The organism is Herbaspirillum sp. CAH-3, from assembly GCF_009668275.1.
Classification (GTDB): domain Bacteria; phylum Pseudomonadota; class Gammaproteobacteria; order Burkholderiales; family Burkholderiaceae_D; genus Herbaspirillum; species Herbaspirillum aquaticum.
On record NZ_VSWE01000007.1, the window covers coordinates 70420 to 85750 of the forward strand.

The following is a 15331-nucleotide window of genomic DNA, read 5'->3' on the forward strand; positions in this document are numbered from 1 at the left end:
CATGAGCCAGTCCCTGCATCTGCTGTTCTCCCTCGGGGAAGAGCGCTACGCCTTGCCCACCACTGCGGTGGCGATGGTGCTGCCGCTGACGCCCTGCAAATCGCTGCCCGGGGCACCCGCATGGGTGGCTGGCCTGCTGCCGCACGGCCGCAGCCACGTTCCCGTGATCGACCTGTCCATGCTGGCATTGGGGCGACCCGCCCCCGCCCGGGCGAGCACCCGCCTGGTGCTGGTGCATTACCAGGGCAGCCTGGCGGCACCGGTGTTGCTGGGCCTGATCCTGGAGCAGGCGACCGATACCCTGCGCATCGACCCGGCCGACTTCGCACCTGCGGCCATCCGCAATGACGGCGCACCTTACCTCGGGCCGGTCCTGCCCTACCAGGGCGGCCTGCTGCAGCGGGTGGAAGTGGGGGAACTGCTCGATCCGGCCGCATGCGCCTTGCTCTATCCCGAGGTGCCGGCATGAAGACCCTGCCGCTGATCGCCGACAAGCTCAAGGCCGCCATGGGACTGGACATCGCCACCGTTGGCAGCAGCCTCATCGAGCGCGTGGTGCGCGAGCGCATGGCCGCGCTGGCCATCGACGACGATGGCCTCTATCTGGCACGCCTGCAAGCGTCGGCGGAGGAACTGCAGGCCCTGATCGAACTGGCCGTGGTGCCGGAGACCTGGTTCTTCCGTGACCGCGAAGCCATCCTGGCCACAGCCCGCCTGGCGCGCGAACGGCTGGCGGCTCAGCCGGGCCATCCGGTGCGCATCCTGAGCGTGCCGTGCTCTACCGGTGAAGAGCCGTATTCGCTGGCCATGGCCCTGCTGGAGGCGGGCGTGATGCCGTCACAGTTCGTCATCGAAGCCTACGACATCCGTACCCGCTCTCTGGAGATCGCTGCCGCCGGGGTCTACGGCCGCAATTCCTTCCGGGGCCAGGACCTTGGATTCAGGGCTCGCCATTTCCTGCCCCTGGAGCAAGGCTGGCAATTGAGTGAAGCGATCCGCCAGCAAGTGCGCTTTGCCCCCGGCAATCTGCTGGCCCCGGATTTCTTGCGGCAGGCAGCGCCCTACGATTTCATTTTCTGCCGCAATGTGCTGATCTACTTCGAACGCGACGTGCAGCGCCAGGTCGTGACCCTGCTGGAGAGCCTCATGCAGGCCGGCAGCGTGATCTTCGTCGGTCCGGCCGAAGGCGGCATCCTGCTCAGTCCACGTCTGGAGTCGGCCGGCATTGCCCTGGCCTTCGGCTTTCGCAAGCGGGTGGCGGCCGAGCGGCCAGCCTGGCATCGCGCGATGCTGGCGGCGCCGCTGCCACCCTTGGCGCAGCCCGGTGCGCCGGGCGCGCCGCGTCCGCTCACGCCGCCGGCCTTCGCCACGGCAGGCGTGCAGCCCTTCGCAGCCCCTGCGGCGGCGCCGCTTTGCGCAAGCCGCCAGCCCTTGCTGGAGCGTGCGCGAGTGCTGGCCGATGAGGGGCAGCTCGCGCAGGCTGCCGGCTTGTGCGAGCAAGCCATGGCCGAGCAGGGACCCAGTGCCGAAGCCTTTTACCTGCAAGGCCTGATCCACGATGCCGGGGGAGACATCGAACAGGCCCAGCGCTGCTATCGCAAGGTGCTTTATCTGGCACCCCGTCACCACGCCGCTTTGCTGCAACTGGCCGCGTTGCTGCAGGCCCAGGGCGACGCGGCGGGTGCCGATCGCCTGCGCCAGCGTGCTGGCCGTGTGACGGCGAGCGAGGAGCCGCATCATGGCTGAACTGAGCGTGACATCATCCGGCACGACGCTGGAGGCCTGCTGGAGCCGCATCGGTACCAAGGGCGATGGCAGCTGCCCCGAGCTGGCGCATCACATCCGCTGCCTGAACTGCCCGACCTTTGCCCGCGCGGCATTGCTTCAGCTTGATCGCGTGGAGGCCTCCGATGAAGTGGCGCAGCGATGGCTGCACGCGGGGATGGCGATGGAAGAGGTGCAAGAAGATCAGGCGACACTGGCCTCGGCGCTGGTGGTGCGCATCGCCGGCGAATGGCTGGCCATTGCCACGTCGGTGGTGCAGGAAGTGACCGGGGCGCGGCCGCTGCACAGCCTGCCGCACCAGCGCAACAGCGCCATCGCCGGCGTGCTCAATATTCGCGGTGCATTGCGCATCTGTGTGTCGCTGGCGCAGCTGTTCCAGCTGCCGGCCCAGACATCGGCTCAGCATCTGCTGGTGGCGGCCCATGAAGGGCAGGTGCTGGTGTTCCCGGTGGAAGAGGTGGCCGGTGTGCACCGCTACCGGCATGACAGCCTGGCCCCGGTACCGACCACCCTGGCGCAGGCGGCCATCCAGTACACACGCGGCATGGTGGAGTGGCGCGGCCGTCCCATCGGCTTGCTTGACCATGAATTGCTGTTCTACGTACTCAACCGGAGCATGACATGAGTACGCCCGATCTCAGCCAGATGTCCATGCTGGACCTGTTCCGCTTCGAGGCGGAAAGCCAGATCTCCCAGCTCAATACCAGCCTGCTGGCCCTCGAACAGCAGCCGACGGCCGCCGAACACCTGGAAGCCTGCATGCGCGCCGGCCACTCGCTCAAGGGCGCAGCGCGCATCGTCGGCCTGGAAGCCGCGGTCAAGGTGGCCCACGTGCTGGAGGACTGCTTCGTGCTGGCGCAGCAGGGCAAGCTGCTGCTGGAGAAGAAACATATCGATGTGCTGCTGCACGGGGCCGACCTGCTGGGACGGATCGCCTCGCCACCGGACGGCGACGAGGCTTGGGCCGACCACGCCGGCAGTGCCGAGGTGCAGGCTTTCCTGCAAGCCTTGCCGGCCGTGATGAGTGGTGCAGACGCCCCTCCCTGGCCGGTACCGACGGCCGCAATGCAGGAGGCCCGCGCCGCCGAGGCGGCCCCGCAGCCGGCACCGCCTGCGCCGTCGGCCGCAGCCACGGAGCCGGCGCAGCCTGTCGCAACGGCACCCATCGCCAGCCAGGCTGCCGCCGCGCGCGCCGTGCGCGTGAGTGCGGACAGCCTGGACCGCCTCTTGAGCCTGACCGGTGAATCGCTGGTGGAGTCGCGCCGCCTGAAACCCTTCTCTGCCAGCATGTTGCGCATGAAGCGCGTGCAGCGCGAAGCCGTGCAGGCGCTGGACCTGCTGCAACAGAAATTGTCGTCCAGCCAGCTCGATGAATTTGCCCAGACCACGCTGGCCGAACTGCGTGCACTGATGCAAACCAACCAGCAACTGCTGGGTGAGCAATTGATTGCACTCGACGCCTTCGACCGGCGTTCGGTCAATCTCTCGCAACAGCTCTATGACGAGGCCCTGGCCTGCCGGATGCGGCCCTTTGCCGACGGCACTGGCGGCTTTGCGCGCATGGTGCGCGACGTCGGCCATGCGCTGGGCAAGTCGGTGCGGCTGGAGATCAGCGGCAACACCACGCAGATCGATCGCGACATCCTGGAGAAACTGGAAGCACCGCTGGGCCACCTGCTGCGCAATGCGGTCGACCATGGCATCGAGGACGCCGCTGCGCGCCGTGCCGCAGGAAAGCCGGAGCAGGGCGTGGTGCGACTGGAGGCGCGCCACAGTGCGGGCATGCTGATGATCGAGGTCGCCGATGACGGTGGCGGCATCGACCTGGACCGGCTACGCCGCACCGTAGTCGAGCGCGGCTTGTCTACCGAAGACATGGCCGCGCGCCTGTCCGACGCCGAATTGCTGGACTTCCTGCTCTTGCCCAGCTTCAGCCTGCGCGACACCGTCACCGAGATTTCCGGGCGCGGCGTTGGCCTGGACGTGGTGGCGGACATGCTCAAGCAAGTGCGCGGCACGATCCGTATCACCACGCGCAAAGGGCAGGGCAGCCGCTTCCTGCTGCAGTTGCCGCTGACGCTGTCGGTGATCCGCAGCCTGTTGGTGGAGATCGCCGGTGAACCTTATGCGTTTCCGCTGGCCTACGTGAATCGGACCTTGCGTTTGCCGGCCGAGGACTTGCAGACCCTGGAGGGCTATCAGCACTTCAGCCACGCAGGCCGCCAGGTTGGCCTGGTCAGCGCACACCAGGTGCTGCAGCGCGGCCAGTGGCGCGCGCGGGATGGCAGCGTGTGCGTGGTGGTCATTGGCGAAGAGGAACACAGCTACGGTATCGCGGTCGATGCTTTCCTGGGCGAGCGCATGCTGGTGGTGCAACCGCTGGATGCGCGCCTGGGCAAGATCCCCGACATCCTGGCCGGGGCGCTGATGGAAGATGGCGCGCCCTTGCTGATCCTGGACGTGGCCGATCTGCTGCGCACCGTGGAAAAGCTGACCGCTTCCGGGCGCCTGCAGACGGTCGGCCAGGACAGCGCCGACCAGGCCGCCGTGACCGTGCGCAAGAAAGTGCTGGTGGTCGACGATTCGCTGACCGTGCGCGAGCTGGAACGCAAGTTGCTGGCCAACCGGGGCTACCAGGTCACGGTGGCCGTCGATGGCATGGATGGCTGGAACGCCGTGCGTGCCGAGCATTTCGACCTGGTCATCACCGATATCGACATGCCGCGCATGGATGGCATCGAGCTGGTCACCCTCATACGCGGCGCGCCGCAATTGCAGGCGTTGCCGGTGATGATCGTGTCCTACAAGGATCGTGAAGAAGATCGGCAGCGTGGCCTGGCGGCCGGCGCCGATCATTATTTCACCAAGAGCAGTTTCCATGACGAAAGCCTGTTGCAGGCCGTCACGGATTTGATTGGAGAGGCCACAACGTGAAGATCGGCATCGTCAACGACACCCCCATGATGGTGGAAGTGCTGCGCCGGGTGATTGCCGAATCCGCCCGCCATGAACTGATCTGGATCGCCCGCGACGGTGAGCAGGCCGTGCAGATGTGCGCCTGGCAATTGCCGGACGTGGTGCTGATGGATCTGCTCATGCCCAAGATGGATGGCGTGGAAGCCACGCGCCGCATCATGCAGGACACCCCTTGCCCCATCCTGGTGGTGACCTCCGACATGGATACCAGCGCCGCCAAGATCTATGAAGCCATGGGTCATGGAGCCCTCGACGCCACCCAGACCCCGGCGCTCATCGGTGCGGCCGGCAAGCGCGATGCGGCGGCACTGATCGAGAAGATCGACAACCTCGGGCGTTTGAGTCCCGACGACATGGCCGCGCCGGTACGCCGCCCGGTACGCCCGCTGGCGCCGGCCGCCCATGGCGACCTGCCCCCGCTGGTGGCCATCGGCGCATCGGCTGGCGGTCCGGCGGCGCTCTCGACGCTGCTCAAGCAGGTGCCAAGCGAATTTGCGGGCAGCATCGTGATCGTGCAACACATCGATGCTGCCTTTGCGCCCGGCATGGCCCAATGGCTGCAGCAGCAGTCGGCCTTGCGCGTGCGCCTGGCGGTCGAAGGTGACCTGCCGCGCCGGGGAGAAGTCCTGCTGGCGGGCAGCAACCATCATCTCGTGTTCAAGGAAGGCAGCCGCCTGGGTTACGTCGACGGCGCGCCCACCGACGTCTACCGGCCCTCGGTCGACGCCTTCTTCCACAGCATCGTGCGGCACTGGGAAGGCAAGGCTACCGGCGTACTGCTCACCGGCATGGGCCGCGATGGCGCAGCGGGCTTGAAAGCCCTGCGTGAGAACGGCTATCACACCCTGGCGCAGGACCAGAAAAGCTGCGCCGTCTATGGCATGCCCAAGGCGGCCGTGGCGCTCAACGCCGCCGTCGAGGTCCTGCCGGTCAGTGCCATGGCGGCACGGCTGCAGGCGCTGCTGGCTGCAGCCTGACCCCATTGAAATGAAGGAAAGCATGATGAGTTCGGTGCAAGCAACCGACACCACGGCCAGCGCCCCGGCGTTGCCCGCGGACGACTACAAGATCATGGTATTGCTGGTGGATGACCAGGCCATGGTTGGCGAGGCGATCCGCCGCGCCCTGGCCAAGGAAGACAATATCGATTTCCACTTCTGCACCCGCGCTGATGAAGCCCTGGCCGTGGCCGAGAAGACCCGCCCCACGGTGATCCTGCAGGACCTGGTCATGCCCGGCGTGGATGGCATGACCCTGGTGCGTCAGTATCGTGCCAGCCCGGTGCTGGCCAATGTGCCGATCATCGTGCTGTCCTCCCGCGACGATGCCGAGATCAAGCGTGATGCCTTTGCCGGGGGCGCCAATGACTACATGGTCAAGCTGCCGGACGTGATCGAACTGGTGGCGCGGCTGCGCTATCACTCCCGCTCCTACATCAACCTGCTGCAGCGCGACGCCGCCTATCGCGCCCTGCGCGAGAGCCAGCAGCAGTTGCAGAAAACCAATTTCGAACTGCAGCGCCTCACCAATACCGACGGCTTGACCGGCATTGCCAACCGCCGCTATTTCGATGACTACCTGGGCGCGGAATGGCGCCGTGCGCGGCGTGACGGATTGCACCTGGCGCTGCTGCTGATCGATGTGGATTTCTTCAAGCTCTACAACGACAACTACGGCCACGTGGCCGGTGACGCCGTGCTGCGCCAGGTGGCACAGACCCTGGACAACAGCATCCAGCGTCCGGCCGACCTGTCGGCGCGCTTTGGCGGCGAAGAATTTGCCATGATCCTGCCGCGCACGCCGCTGGAGGGGGCGCAAGCCCTGGGCCAGAAACTGTGCCAGTTGATCGAGTCCAACCAGGTGCCGCATGCCCGTTCCGGCATCAGCCAGTGGCTGACGGTGAGCATCGGGGCGGCCTGCATGGTCCCCACCGAGCACCAGGAGATCAGCGAACTGATCGAGATGGCTGACCGCCGCCTGTATCTGGCCAAACAGCAGGGGCGCAATCGCGTGGTCTGGCAGGACGGCTGAACACGAAAAGAACAAGCAGGCCGGATGCAGCAGAGCTGCGCCGGCCCATCGATGAAGACACGGAAGGAAACCGGAATGCGTACCATCGCCAGCCTGGAAGAACTGAAATCGCTGGCGGGCCAGGAAGTGGCCTGCAGCGAATGGATTGCCGTCACGCAGGAACAGGTGGATCGTTTCGCCGATGCGACCGGCGACCATCAATGGATCCACGTTGACCCCGAACGCGCCGCGCGCGAGCTGCCTTACGGTGGCACGGTAGCGCATGGTTTCCTGACCCTGGCCTTGCTGCCGCGCATGCTGTCGGAGTCCATCAGCCTGGGTCCGGATGTGCGCATGCTGCTCAACTACGGGCTCAACCGCGTTCGTTTCCCGGCCCCCTTGCCGGTCGGCCGGCGGGTGCGCGGCCTGATCCGGCTGGAGTCCACCGAGGACATTCCCGGCGGCATCCAGTTGGCCTGGCTCATCACGGTCGAGTGTGAAGGATCGGACAAGCCGGTGTGCGTGGCCGAATTCCTGGTACGCCGCTACTGAGCATCCGGGCCGCCCCCCCCGGAAGGGGCCGCTCGCTTTCTCGCAGAAGCTCATGCATTGTGTGGCCTGAGCGCATCGCTGGCGGTTGCCTGCGTGGATTTTCACCAGGGCCGTCGCCCGAACTTGTCTTTCAGTGCTAATGTGCAATCATTCGGCCGCTCCCTTGTGGCGCTGCCGCCGCGTCCTTGCTGAACCCGCCGCTCATGATGTCAGAACGACCCCTCCATCAGGTTGACGCCGATCCGGATTGTCCCCGGAAGGAGCTCGCCTTTCTCCAGCAGACGCTGTCCTACATTGCCCGCGGTGCGCCGCTGGAGCAATTGCTGGGCCGCATCGCCAGCGCTTTCTCGGCCAGCTATCCGCAACGCTGCCTGGCCATCTTCCTGTTTGATCCCCAGTCCCGCCGCATGACGGTGGGCGCGGCACCGCGCCTGTCTGCGGCCTTCCTGGACGAACTGGGCCAATTGGACGTGCAAGACCCTGACTCGGCTCCGTTCTGGAACGGCCTGACCGCCCTCAGTGCGCGTCACGCCCGCAAGCTGCTGGAAGTGCTGCCGCTGCGCTCCTTTGCCGGCGAGGTGGCCGGCGTGCTGACCATTTGTACGGCCACCGATGCCGAAGGCGACGTATCGCACCGGCAACAGGCCTATCGGGATGCCGTCGGCGCGGCCGTCTCGATGGCCATGCTGGCCATCGAGCGCTCGCTGGTGCCGGTGCATGCACGGGTCGGCAGCGAGCCACCCGGCGAGGCGGATGAGCGCATGGCGCTGGCCATCGAAGGCAGCGGTACCGGCATCTGGGACCGCAATGCCGTCACCGGCGAGATGTATTATTCGCGCGGCTGGAAGGCCATCCTCGGGTATGAGGACTGGGAACTCTCCAGTCACCTGGAAGATGCCTACCAGCGCATCCATCCGGATGACCTGCCTTACGTACAGGAAACCATCCGCCAGCATTTCGCCTCGCGCTCCGACAGCTACCAGGTGGAGCACCGCATCCGCTGCCGCGACGGCAGCTACAAGTGGATCAGCAGCCGCGGCAAGGTCGTGGCGCGCGACGCCCAGGGCAATGCGTTGCGCATGATCGGCACCACGACCGACATTACCGAACTCAGGCGGCTCACCGACAAACTGGCCAAGAGCAGCCGCATGCTGGATTACCTGACCAGCGAGATCCCCGGCATGGTGTACCAGTTCCGGGTACCGCCTGGCGAGCGCGGCTATTTCACCTATGTCAGCGAGGGCGCGCGCGAGACCTATGGCCTGACCCCCCAGCAGCTGCTGGACTCGCCGGATGTCATCGATACCGTCCTCCATCCGGAAGACCTGTCGCTGTACCGCGCCTCGCGCATGGCGGCCCTGGCCGGCGCCTCGCACTGGATGCTGGAGTTTCGGGTGATCGCACCCGGCCAGCGCGTGCGCTGGCTGCGCGGCCAGGCACGCCCGCGCCGGCTGGACGATGGCACCACGCTCTGGCACGGCTACATCAGCGACATCAGCCAAAGCAAGGCCATCGAACTGGAACTGCAGGAGTTCGCCCTCACCGACTACCTCACGCAACTGCCCAACCGCCGCTGCTTCATGCAGCGCCTGCAGGAAGAGCACAGCCGTATCCAGCGCGGGGTGAGTGATACTGCTGCGGTGCTGATGTGCGACCTGGATCACTTCAAGCGCATCAACGACAGCCTGGGCCATGCCGTGGGTGACCAGGTCCTGAAACATTTTGCCCAGGTCCTGCAGCGCCAGCTGCGCAAGTCGGATGCGTCCGGACGGCTGGGGGGCGAGGAGTTTGCGGTCATCCTCTCCGGGGCCAACCTGCAGGCGGCCGCCGAATTCGCGACGCGCCTGCAGGCCAGCTTCGCCAGCCAACCGTTGCGGCACGAGGGACGTGAAGTGGAGGTGACGCTGTCGATCGGCATCGCCCTGATGCAGGCCGATTGTCCGGGCCAGGAGCACGTCCTGCGCGCCAGCGACGATGCCCTGTATCGTGCCAAGGAAAAAGGGCGCAACCGTTTCGAGTTTGCGCCCTTTGCCTGTCCCTGATCCGGGGTGCCGGGGACGGGCCTGAGCGCCGCCCCCGGTGATGTAGGATCAGCGTTTCTGGTACTGGCTCTTGCCGAACAACAGTTCCTTGGCCTTGTCATCCTGCAGCGGCTTGCGCTTGTCGGCCAGCACGGTCACGCCGCGCTGCACGGCCGGGCGTGCGCTGATGGCGTCGAACCAGCGCTTGACGTTGGGGAAGTCCGCCAGATCGATGCCCTGGTTCTTGTGCGAACGGGTCCAGGGGAAGCAGGCGATGTCGGCAATGGTGTAGTTCTCGCCGGCCAGGTAGGCGTGCTGGCCCAGCTGCTTGTCCATCACCTGGTACAGGCGGCGCGCTTCGTTGCTGTAGCGGTTCACGGCGTATTCGATCTGCTCCGGCGCGTACAGGCGGAAGTGATGCGCCTGGCCCAGCATCGGCCCGAGGCCGCCCATCTGGAACATCACCCATTGCAGCACTTCATACTTCTCGCGCACGGTCTCGCCCAGGAAGCGTCCGGTCTTGCCGGCCAGGTAGATCAGGATGGCGCCGGATTCGAACAGCGAGATCGGCGCACCGTCCGGACCATCGGGATCGACGATGGCGGGGATCTTGTTGTTGGGCGAAATCTTCAGGAATTCGGGCGTGAACTGGTCACCGGCACCGATATCGATGGCATGCGCGGTGTAGGGCAGGCCGCACTCCTCCAGCATGATGTGAACCTTGTGGCCGTTGGGCGTAGCCCAGCTGTAGACGTCGATCATGGCGTTCCTTTTTTGCGTGTCGTGTTGAGGGGGGAAGTCACGTTACGGAAAATATCTAAACGATTTGCGCACCAGCCGTGTTACAGCTTGGCCAGCCGGTCCAGCGCCAGTTGCAGCGTCTCATCCTTCTTGGCGAAGCAGAAGCGCACGATGCCCGATTCCTTGGGCGTGTTGTAGAAGGCCGAGACCGGAATGGCGGCCACGCCGATTTCACTGGTGAGCCACTTGCAGAAGTCGGCTTCGGACTGGTCCGAGATGGCGTCATACTTCACGCACTGGAAATACGTGCCCTGCGAGGGCAGCAGCTCGAAACGGGTGTTGGCCAGTCCGGCGCGGAAAAGATCACGCTTCTTCTGGTAAAACGCCGGCAGATCCAGATACGGTGCCGGGTTCTTCATATACTCGGCCAGACCATACTGCACGGGCGTATTGACGGTAAAGACATTGAACTGGTGCACCTTGCGGAATTCGGCGGTCAGTGCAGCGGGGGCCGCCACGTAGCCGACTTTCCATCCGGTGACGTGATAGGTCTTGCCGAAGCTGGAATTGATGAAGCTGCGTTCGGCCAGTTCCGGATGGCGCGCCAGCGATTCATGCGGCTGGCCGTCGAAGACCATGTGTTCATAGACTTCGTCGGAGAGGATCAGGATATCGGTGCCGCGCACGATGTCGGCCAGCGCCGCCACGTCAGCCGCGCGCATGACGCTGCCGGTCGGGTTGTGCGGAGTGTTGACCATGATCATGCGGGTCTTGGGCGTGACCGCTGCACGCACCTTGTCCCAGGGGATGCTGTAACCGGCTGAGCCGACTTCCATCTGCACGAACACCGGTATGCCACCGGCCAGCTCGATGGCCGGCACGTAGCAATCATAGACCGGCTCGATCACGATCACTTCGTCACCCGGATGCACCGCGCACAGCACCGAGGTCAGGATGCCCTGGGTGGCGCCGGCCGTCACCGTGATCTCGGAGACCGGATCATAGCGATGGCCGTAGAGCCGCTCCACCTTGTCGGCGATGGCTTCGCGCAGCGGCAGCACGCCGGCCATGGGCGGGTACTGGTTCAGGCCATCCTGCATGGCGCGGGTGACCGCATCCACCAGGGCCGGGTCGCAATGGAAATCGGGGAAGCCCTGTCCCAGGTTGACCGCGCCTTTTTCGCTGGCCAATGCAGACATGACGGTGAAGATGGTAGTGCCCACCTTGGGCAGCTTGGTGACGATGTTGGGGGTGCTCATTGCAGCGGACTCGTTCTTGTGATGATCGCAAGCCCGCTATTCTAGCCGCATTCGAGGGAGCCTTCAGGTGGCCGCATCAAGGAAGGCATCGGCACGCCAGAGCTGGGGCGGCACGATGGCAAACATCCCGCGCTTGACGGTGCGCTTGCCCAGCTTGAGGACGGCCTTGTCCTTGCTCACCAGCACGTGGGCCTGGCATTGCAGCGCCAGTTCTAGGAATTTCTGGTCGTCGCGATCGGTGCAGACGGGCAGGCCGAAGGTATTGACCTGGGCCAGCGGCAGGCATTGCAGCAGGCGGTCGAATTCGGCGCAGATCGCCGGTTTGGTCTCGGGGGTGACCGGCAGATGCGGATAATCCAGCACCGCCAGCCACTCGCTGCGGCAATCCTCACGGGTATAAGCCTCTACGGTCCCTTGTTCCAGCGCCGCCTGCAGCGCCGCCCAGCGCGGATCGCGGAAGACGAACAGGTCCAGGCAGACGTTGGTGTCCAGCACCACGCGCTGGCGCCTTAGGTTGGCGTCAGCGGGCGTGCCGGAAGGAAGGGAAGTTACAGGGGAGGGGAGTGGTGTTGCCTGGATGCTCATTGATCTGAAAACTAGTTGTCGATGCCACGTTGACCGGGCGGCGGCGTTTCGTGCTTGCCGAAGAGTTCGCCACCGGTTTCGAGCGCATCATACCCCTGATCGGTGACACGCCAGAAATTGTGCATGTCCACCGCCGCCAGTCCGCGGTCATAGAGCAGGCGCAGGTGATGCAGGATCACCTCCGGCGCGACCTGGCCGGGCAGGGCACTCTGGATCTTTTCCACGTCGCCGTAGAGGGTGCCGAAGGATGCCAGTTGCTTCAGGATTTCGCCCATGAGGGCTTTGTCGCGTTTCATGATGTCCTCCTTTGCCGATGGCCGGCGGGATCAGGCGGGCAGCCTGTCCAATTCGTCCTGCTCGTTCACCATGGACAACGAAATGCCGCCAAAGTGCCGACAGTCTGCCCAGGCAGTAGCACGTGTTGACTGCTGCAATGTGCTCCTGCCATTTGCTTGCTGTCAGTCTAGTTGATCAACGGCAAGTTTGCTGCCGAACTTGAACATTCGCCCAGCGCCTGCACCGGCCGGGTGTGCCGGCTCAGAACTGCTCCCAGTCGCCCTCATCGGCCGATGGGGTCTTGCCTGCTTTGACGGGCTTGGCTGCAGGCGCTGCGGGCAGTGCCGGTGCCGATGCCGTGGCGACGGTGCGCGCCATCGGCTTGGGCTGGGGCCGTGCCTGCGCGTTGGGCGACAGGGCGGCGGGCCGCGCAGGCGCCGGTGCGGCGGCAGAGGCGACATGGGCGCGTTCCAGCTTGAACACGCTCACCAGTTCCGACAGCTTGCCCGCCTGGTCCTGCAGCGAGCCTGCTGCTGCGGCGGCTTGCTCCACCAGCGCGGCATTCTGCTGGGTCACCTCATCCATTTGCGTGATGGCCAGGTTGACCTGTTCGATGCCATTGCTTTGCTCGGAGCTGGCGGCGGTGATCTCGCCGACGATGTCGGTGACCCGGCGCACGCTGGCCACCACTTCGGTCATGGTGCTGCCGGCCTCTTCTACCAGGCGGCTGCCGGCGTCGACCTTGGCCACCGAATCATCAATGAGGCTCTTGATCTCTTTTGCGGCGGCAGCCGAACGCTGCGCCAGGGTGCGCACCTCGGAGGCGACCACGGCGAAGCCACGCCCCTGTTCGCCGGCACGGGCTGCTTCGACCGCGGCATTCAAGGCCAGGATGTTGGTCTGGAAGGCAATGCCGTCGATGACGCTGATGATGTCGACGATCTTGCGCGAAGAGGCATTGATGGCGCCCATGGTCTCGACCACCTGCGACACCACGCTGCCGCCCTGGGTGGCCACATCGGAGGCCGAGTGCGCCAGCTGGTTGGCCTGGCGGGCATTGTCGGCATTCTGCTTGACGGTGGAGGTGATCTCTTCCATGGCCGAGGCGGTCTCTTCCAGGGAGCTGGCCTGCTGCTCGGTGCGGCTGGAGAGGTCGAGGTTGCCGCTGGCGATTTCGCGCGAGGCCGTGTTGATGGTGTCGGTGCCTTCACGCACCTGGGTGACGATACGCAGCAGGCTGTCGTTCATGGCCTTGAGTGAACTCATCAGGCGGCCGGTTTCGTCACGTCCTGCGGGATGGATATGCACCGTCAGGTCGCCTTCGGCCACCCGTTCGGCCACATGCATGGCATCCTGCAGCGGACGCGAGACGATCCGTGCCACCCAGGTCGCCAGCAGCAGGCCCAGGCCGATGCACGCCGCCAGCAGGATGCAGATCATCAGGCGCGAGCTCTCGTAGCGCTGCTGGGCGTCCTGGTCGGTTTTTTCGCTGGCGTCGATGTTGATGGCCACCGCCTTGTCCAGGTTCTCGAACAGGCGCAGGTAGACCGGCGTGACTTGCTTCAAGAGCAGCTCACGCGCTTCGTCGGTCTTCTGGCCCCGCACCAGCTTGGCCATTTCCTGGTGCTGCTTGATGAAGACCGCAAGGTCGGTCTTGATGGCCGTGAAGTAGGTGCGTTCGTCGGCCATGTTGACCAGTGGCTCGTACTTGTCGAGCGCCTTGTTGAGGGCCGCCAGAATGTCGGCGATGACCTTTTCGTTGGCTTCCACGTTGGCCTCGTTGCCCGGCAGCAGGTGCTGCAGCTGCACCGTACGTATCCTCGCCAGGGCGACCTTGGCCTCCAGCGGATGGCGCACGCTGGGCAGGGAGTTGGTGGCGATCTCGGTGGAGGCATCGTTCACGCGCGACAGTTGCACGATGGAAAAGCCGCCCAGGAGGGCAGTCAGCAGCAGGATGGCGGTGAAGGTCAGCAGCAGTTTGCGGGCGATGCGCAGGTCGTAGAACCAGTTCATGGCGTGTCCTTGGTGTTGGATCGGTTGGGATGCGGCGCGGCAATGCAGGCGGGAGCTTGGACCATGGCGGTCATGCAGGGGGGGCATGGCCATTGGCGTCCAATGTTTCAGTGTAGGAGCGGCGGGGCAGGGATCAAAGGCCCAACAGCCGGGTTTTTGCTGCCCAAATTTTCATATCGGTCGCGAAGCTGGCATCGCCGCACGGAAGCGCCGCGCTTTGGGTATCATGGCGGCCACCTTGTCCCAACCTGATCAATGGATGAACCCCTCATGCTGATTGTTTTGTCTCCCGCCAAATCGCTGGACTACGACACGCCGCCCACCACCGACCTGCACACCACGCCGGCTTTCGTGCCGCGTTCGGCGCAGCTCATCGAAGTGCTCAAGACCAAGTCGCCGGCCGAGATCGGCAGCCTCATGGGTATCTCCGACCAGCTGTCGGTGCTGAACGTGAACCGCTATGCCAGCTGGTCGCGCAAGTTCACCACCAAGAATGCCAAGCAAGCCGTGCTGGCCTTCAACGGCGATGTCTACGAAGGGCTGGACGCGGGCTCGCTCAATGCCAAGCAACTGGACTACCTGCAGAATCACGTGCGCATTCTCTCGGGCCTTTACGGCATGCTGCGCCCGCTGGACCTGATGCAGCCGTATCGCCTGGAGATGGGCACCAAGCTGGCCAATCCGGGCGGCAAGGATCTGTATGCCTTCTGGGGCAACGAAATCACCGATGCGCTCAATGGCGAACTGGCGTCGCAGAAGGCCCCGGTACTGGTCAACCTGGCGTCGGAGGAATACTTCAAGGTGGTCAAGCCCAAGCTGCTCAAGGCACAGGTGATCTCGCCCGTGTTCGAAGACTGGAAGGGCGGCAAGTACAAGATCATTTCCTTCTACGCCAAGCGCGCGCGCGGTTTGATGGCGCGTTATGCGGCCCAGAAGAACATCAGCCAGCCGGAAAAGCTCAAGGCCTTCGACGTGGACGGCTATGCCTTCGCGCCGGACGCCTCCACCGAGAGCAGCTGGGTGTTCCGACGCAAGCTGGAAGCCTGACGGCGCACGCATACCGGCTCAGGCCGCTTGCCCGGGCCGGACAACAAAAAACCCTCGCCATCTGCA

General features: G+C 65.0%; 14 protein-coding genes. 9 read left to right on the forward strand and 5 right to left on the reverse strand.

The window, feature by feature from the left end:
- Position 1 precedes the first annotated feature (1 nt).
- The 8 genes from FYB76_RS10455 (at position 2) to FYB76_RS10490 (ending at position 9365) form a co-directional block, all read left to right on the forward strand.
- Complete coding sequence (locus tag FYB76_RS10455; RefSeq protein WP_154133606.1) at positions 2-469, forward strand: chemotaxis protein CheW; 468 nt, start codon at positions 2-4, stop codon at positions 467-469.
- Entirely contained in the window at positions 466-1746 is a 1281-nt protein-coding gene (locus FYB76_RS10460) for a protein-glutamate O-methyltransferase CheR (protein WP_154133607.1), read from the forward strand. The genes FYB76_RS10455 and FYB76_RS10460 overlap by 4 nt, the downstream gene beginning before the upstream one ends.
- A complete protein-coding gene (locus FYB76_RS10465; RefSeq protein WP_154133608.1) occupies positions 1739-2410 on the forward strand; it encodes a chemotaxis protein CheW in 672 nt (223 codons plus the stop codon). The genes FYB76_RS10460 and FYB76_RS10465 overlap by 8 nt, the downstream gene beginning before the upstream one ends.
- Positions 2407-4719 carry a hybrid sensor histidine kinase/response regulator gene (locus FYB76_RS10470; protein WP_154133609.1) on the forward strand — a complete coding sequence of 771 codons (2313 nt, stop codon included), beginning with the start codon at positions 2407-2409 and terminating at the stop codon, positions 4717-4719. Before FYB76_RS10465 ends, FYB76_RS10470 begins: the two co-directional genes overlap by 4 nt.
- Positions 4716-5738 carry a chemotaxis response regulator protein-glutamate methylesterase gene (locus tag FYB76_RS10475; protein ID WP_088753323.1) on the forward strand — a complete coding sequence of 341 codons (1023 nt, stop codon included), beginning with the start codon at positions 4716-4718 and terminating at the stop codon, positions 5736-5738. The genes FYB76_RS10470 and FYB76_RS10475 overlap by 4 nt, the downstream gene beginning before the upstream one ends.
- 25 nt (positions 5739-5763) lie before the next feature.
- Positions 5764-6792, forward strand: a complete 1029-nt coding sequence (locus FYB76_RS10480; RefSeq protein ID WP_088753618.1) for a diguanylate cyclase domain-containing protein — start codon at positions 5764-5766, stop codon at positions 6790-6792.
- 75 nt (positions 6793-6867) lie between these two features.
- On the forward strand, positions 6868-7323 hold the full coding sequence (locus FYB76_RS10485) for a MaoC family dehydratase (RefSeq protein WP_154133610.1): 456 nt from the start codon (positions 6868-6870) through the stop codon (positions 7321-7323).
- Between the two features lie 206 nt (positions 7324-7529).
- Positions 7530-9365, forward strand: a complete 1836-nt coding sequence (locus tag FYB76_RS10490) for a diguanylate cyclase (protein ID WP_229296944.1) — start codon at positions 7530-7532, stop codon at positions 9363-9365.
- A 48-nt stretch (positions 9366-9413) separates the two neighbouring features.
- On the opposite strand, the gene FYB76_RS10495 is transcribed toward FYB76_RS10490, so the two are convergent.
- From FYB76_RS10495 to FYB76_RS10515, 5 genes are all read right to left on the reverse strand, one after another.
- A complete protein-coding gene (locus tag FYB76_RS10495; RefSeq protein ID WP_088753325.1) occupies positions 9414-10106 on the reverse strand; it encodes a glutathione binding-like protein in 693 nt (230 codons plus the stop codon).
- A gap of 80 nt (positions 10107-10186) precedes the next feature.
- Positions 10187-11344 (reverse strand): pyridoxal phosphate-dependent aminotransferase, encoded by a 1158-nt coding sequence (locus FYB76_RS10500; RefSeq protein WP_154133611.1) that lies wholly within the window; start codon positions 11342-11344, stop codon positions 10187-10189.
- Positions 11345-11407: 63 nt separating this feature from the next.
- The gene (locus FYB76_RS10505; RefSeq protein WP_088753327.1) at positions 11408-11929 is read right to left on the reverse strand and encodes a putative toxin-antitoxin system toxin component, PIN family; all 522 of its coding nucleotides are present in this window, start codon (positions 11927-11929) and stop codon (positions 11408-11410) included.
- Positions 11930-11940: 11 nt separating this feature from the next.
- Positions 11941-12225 carry a hypothetical protein gene (locus FYB76_RS10510; protein WP_088753328.1) on the reverse strand — a complete coding sequence of 95 codons (285 nt, stop codon included), beginning with the start codon at positions 12223-12225 and terminating at the stop codon, positions 11941-11943.
- A 241-nt stretch (positions 12226-12466) separates the two neighbouring features.
- Complete coding sequence (locus tag FYB76_RS10515; protein WP_154133612.1) at positions 12467-14218, reverse strand: methyl-accepting chemotaxis protein; 1752 nt, start codon at positions 14216-14218, stop codon at positions 12467-12469.
- A 270-nt stretch (positions 14219-14488) separates the two neighbouring features.
- Here FYB76_RS10515 and yaaA point away from each other — a divergent pair, with 270 nt between their 5' ends.
- Positions 14489-15265, forward strand: a complete 777-nt coding sequence (gene yaaA, locus FYB76_RS10520) for a peroxide stress protein YaaA (RefSeq protein WP_088753331.1) — start codon at positions 14489-14491, stop codon at positions 15263-15265.
- The last annotated feature ends 66 nt before the right edge of the window (positions 15266-15331 follow it).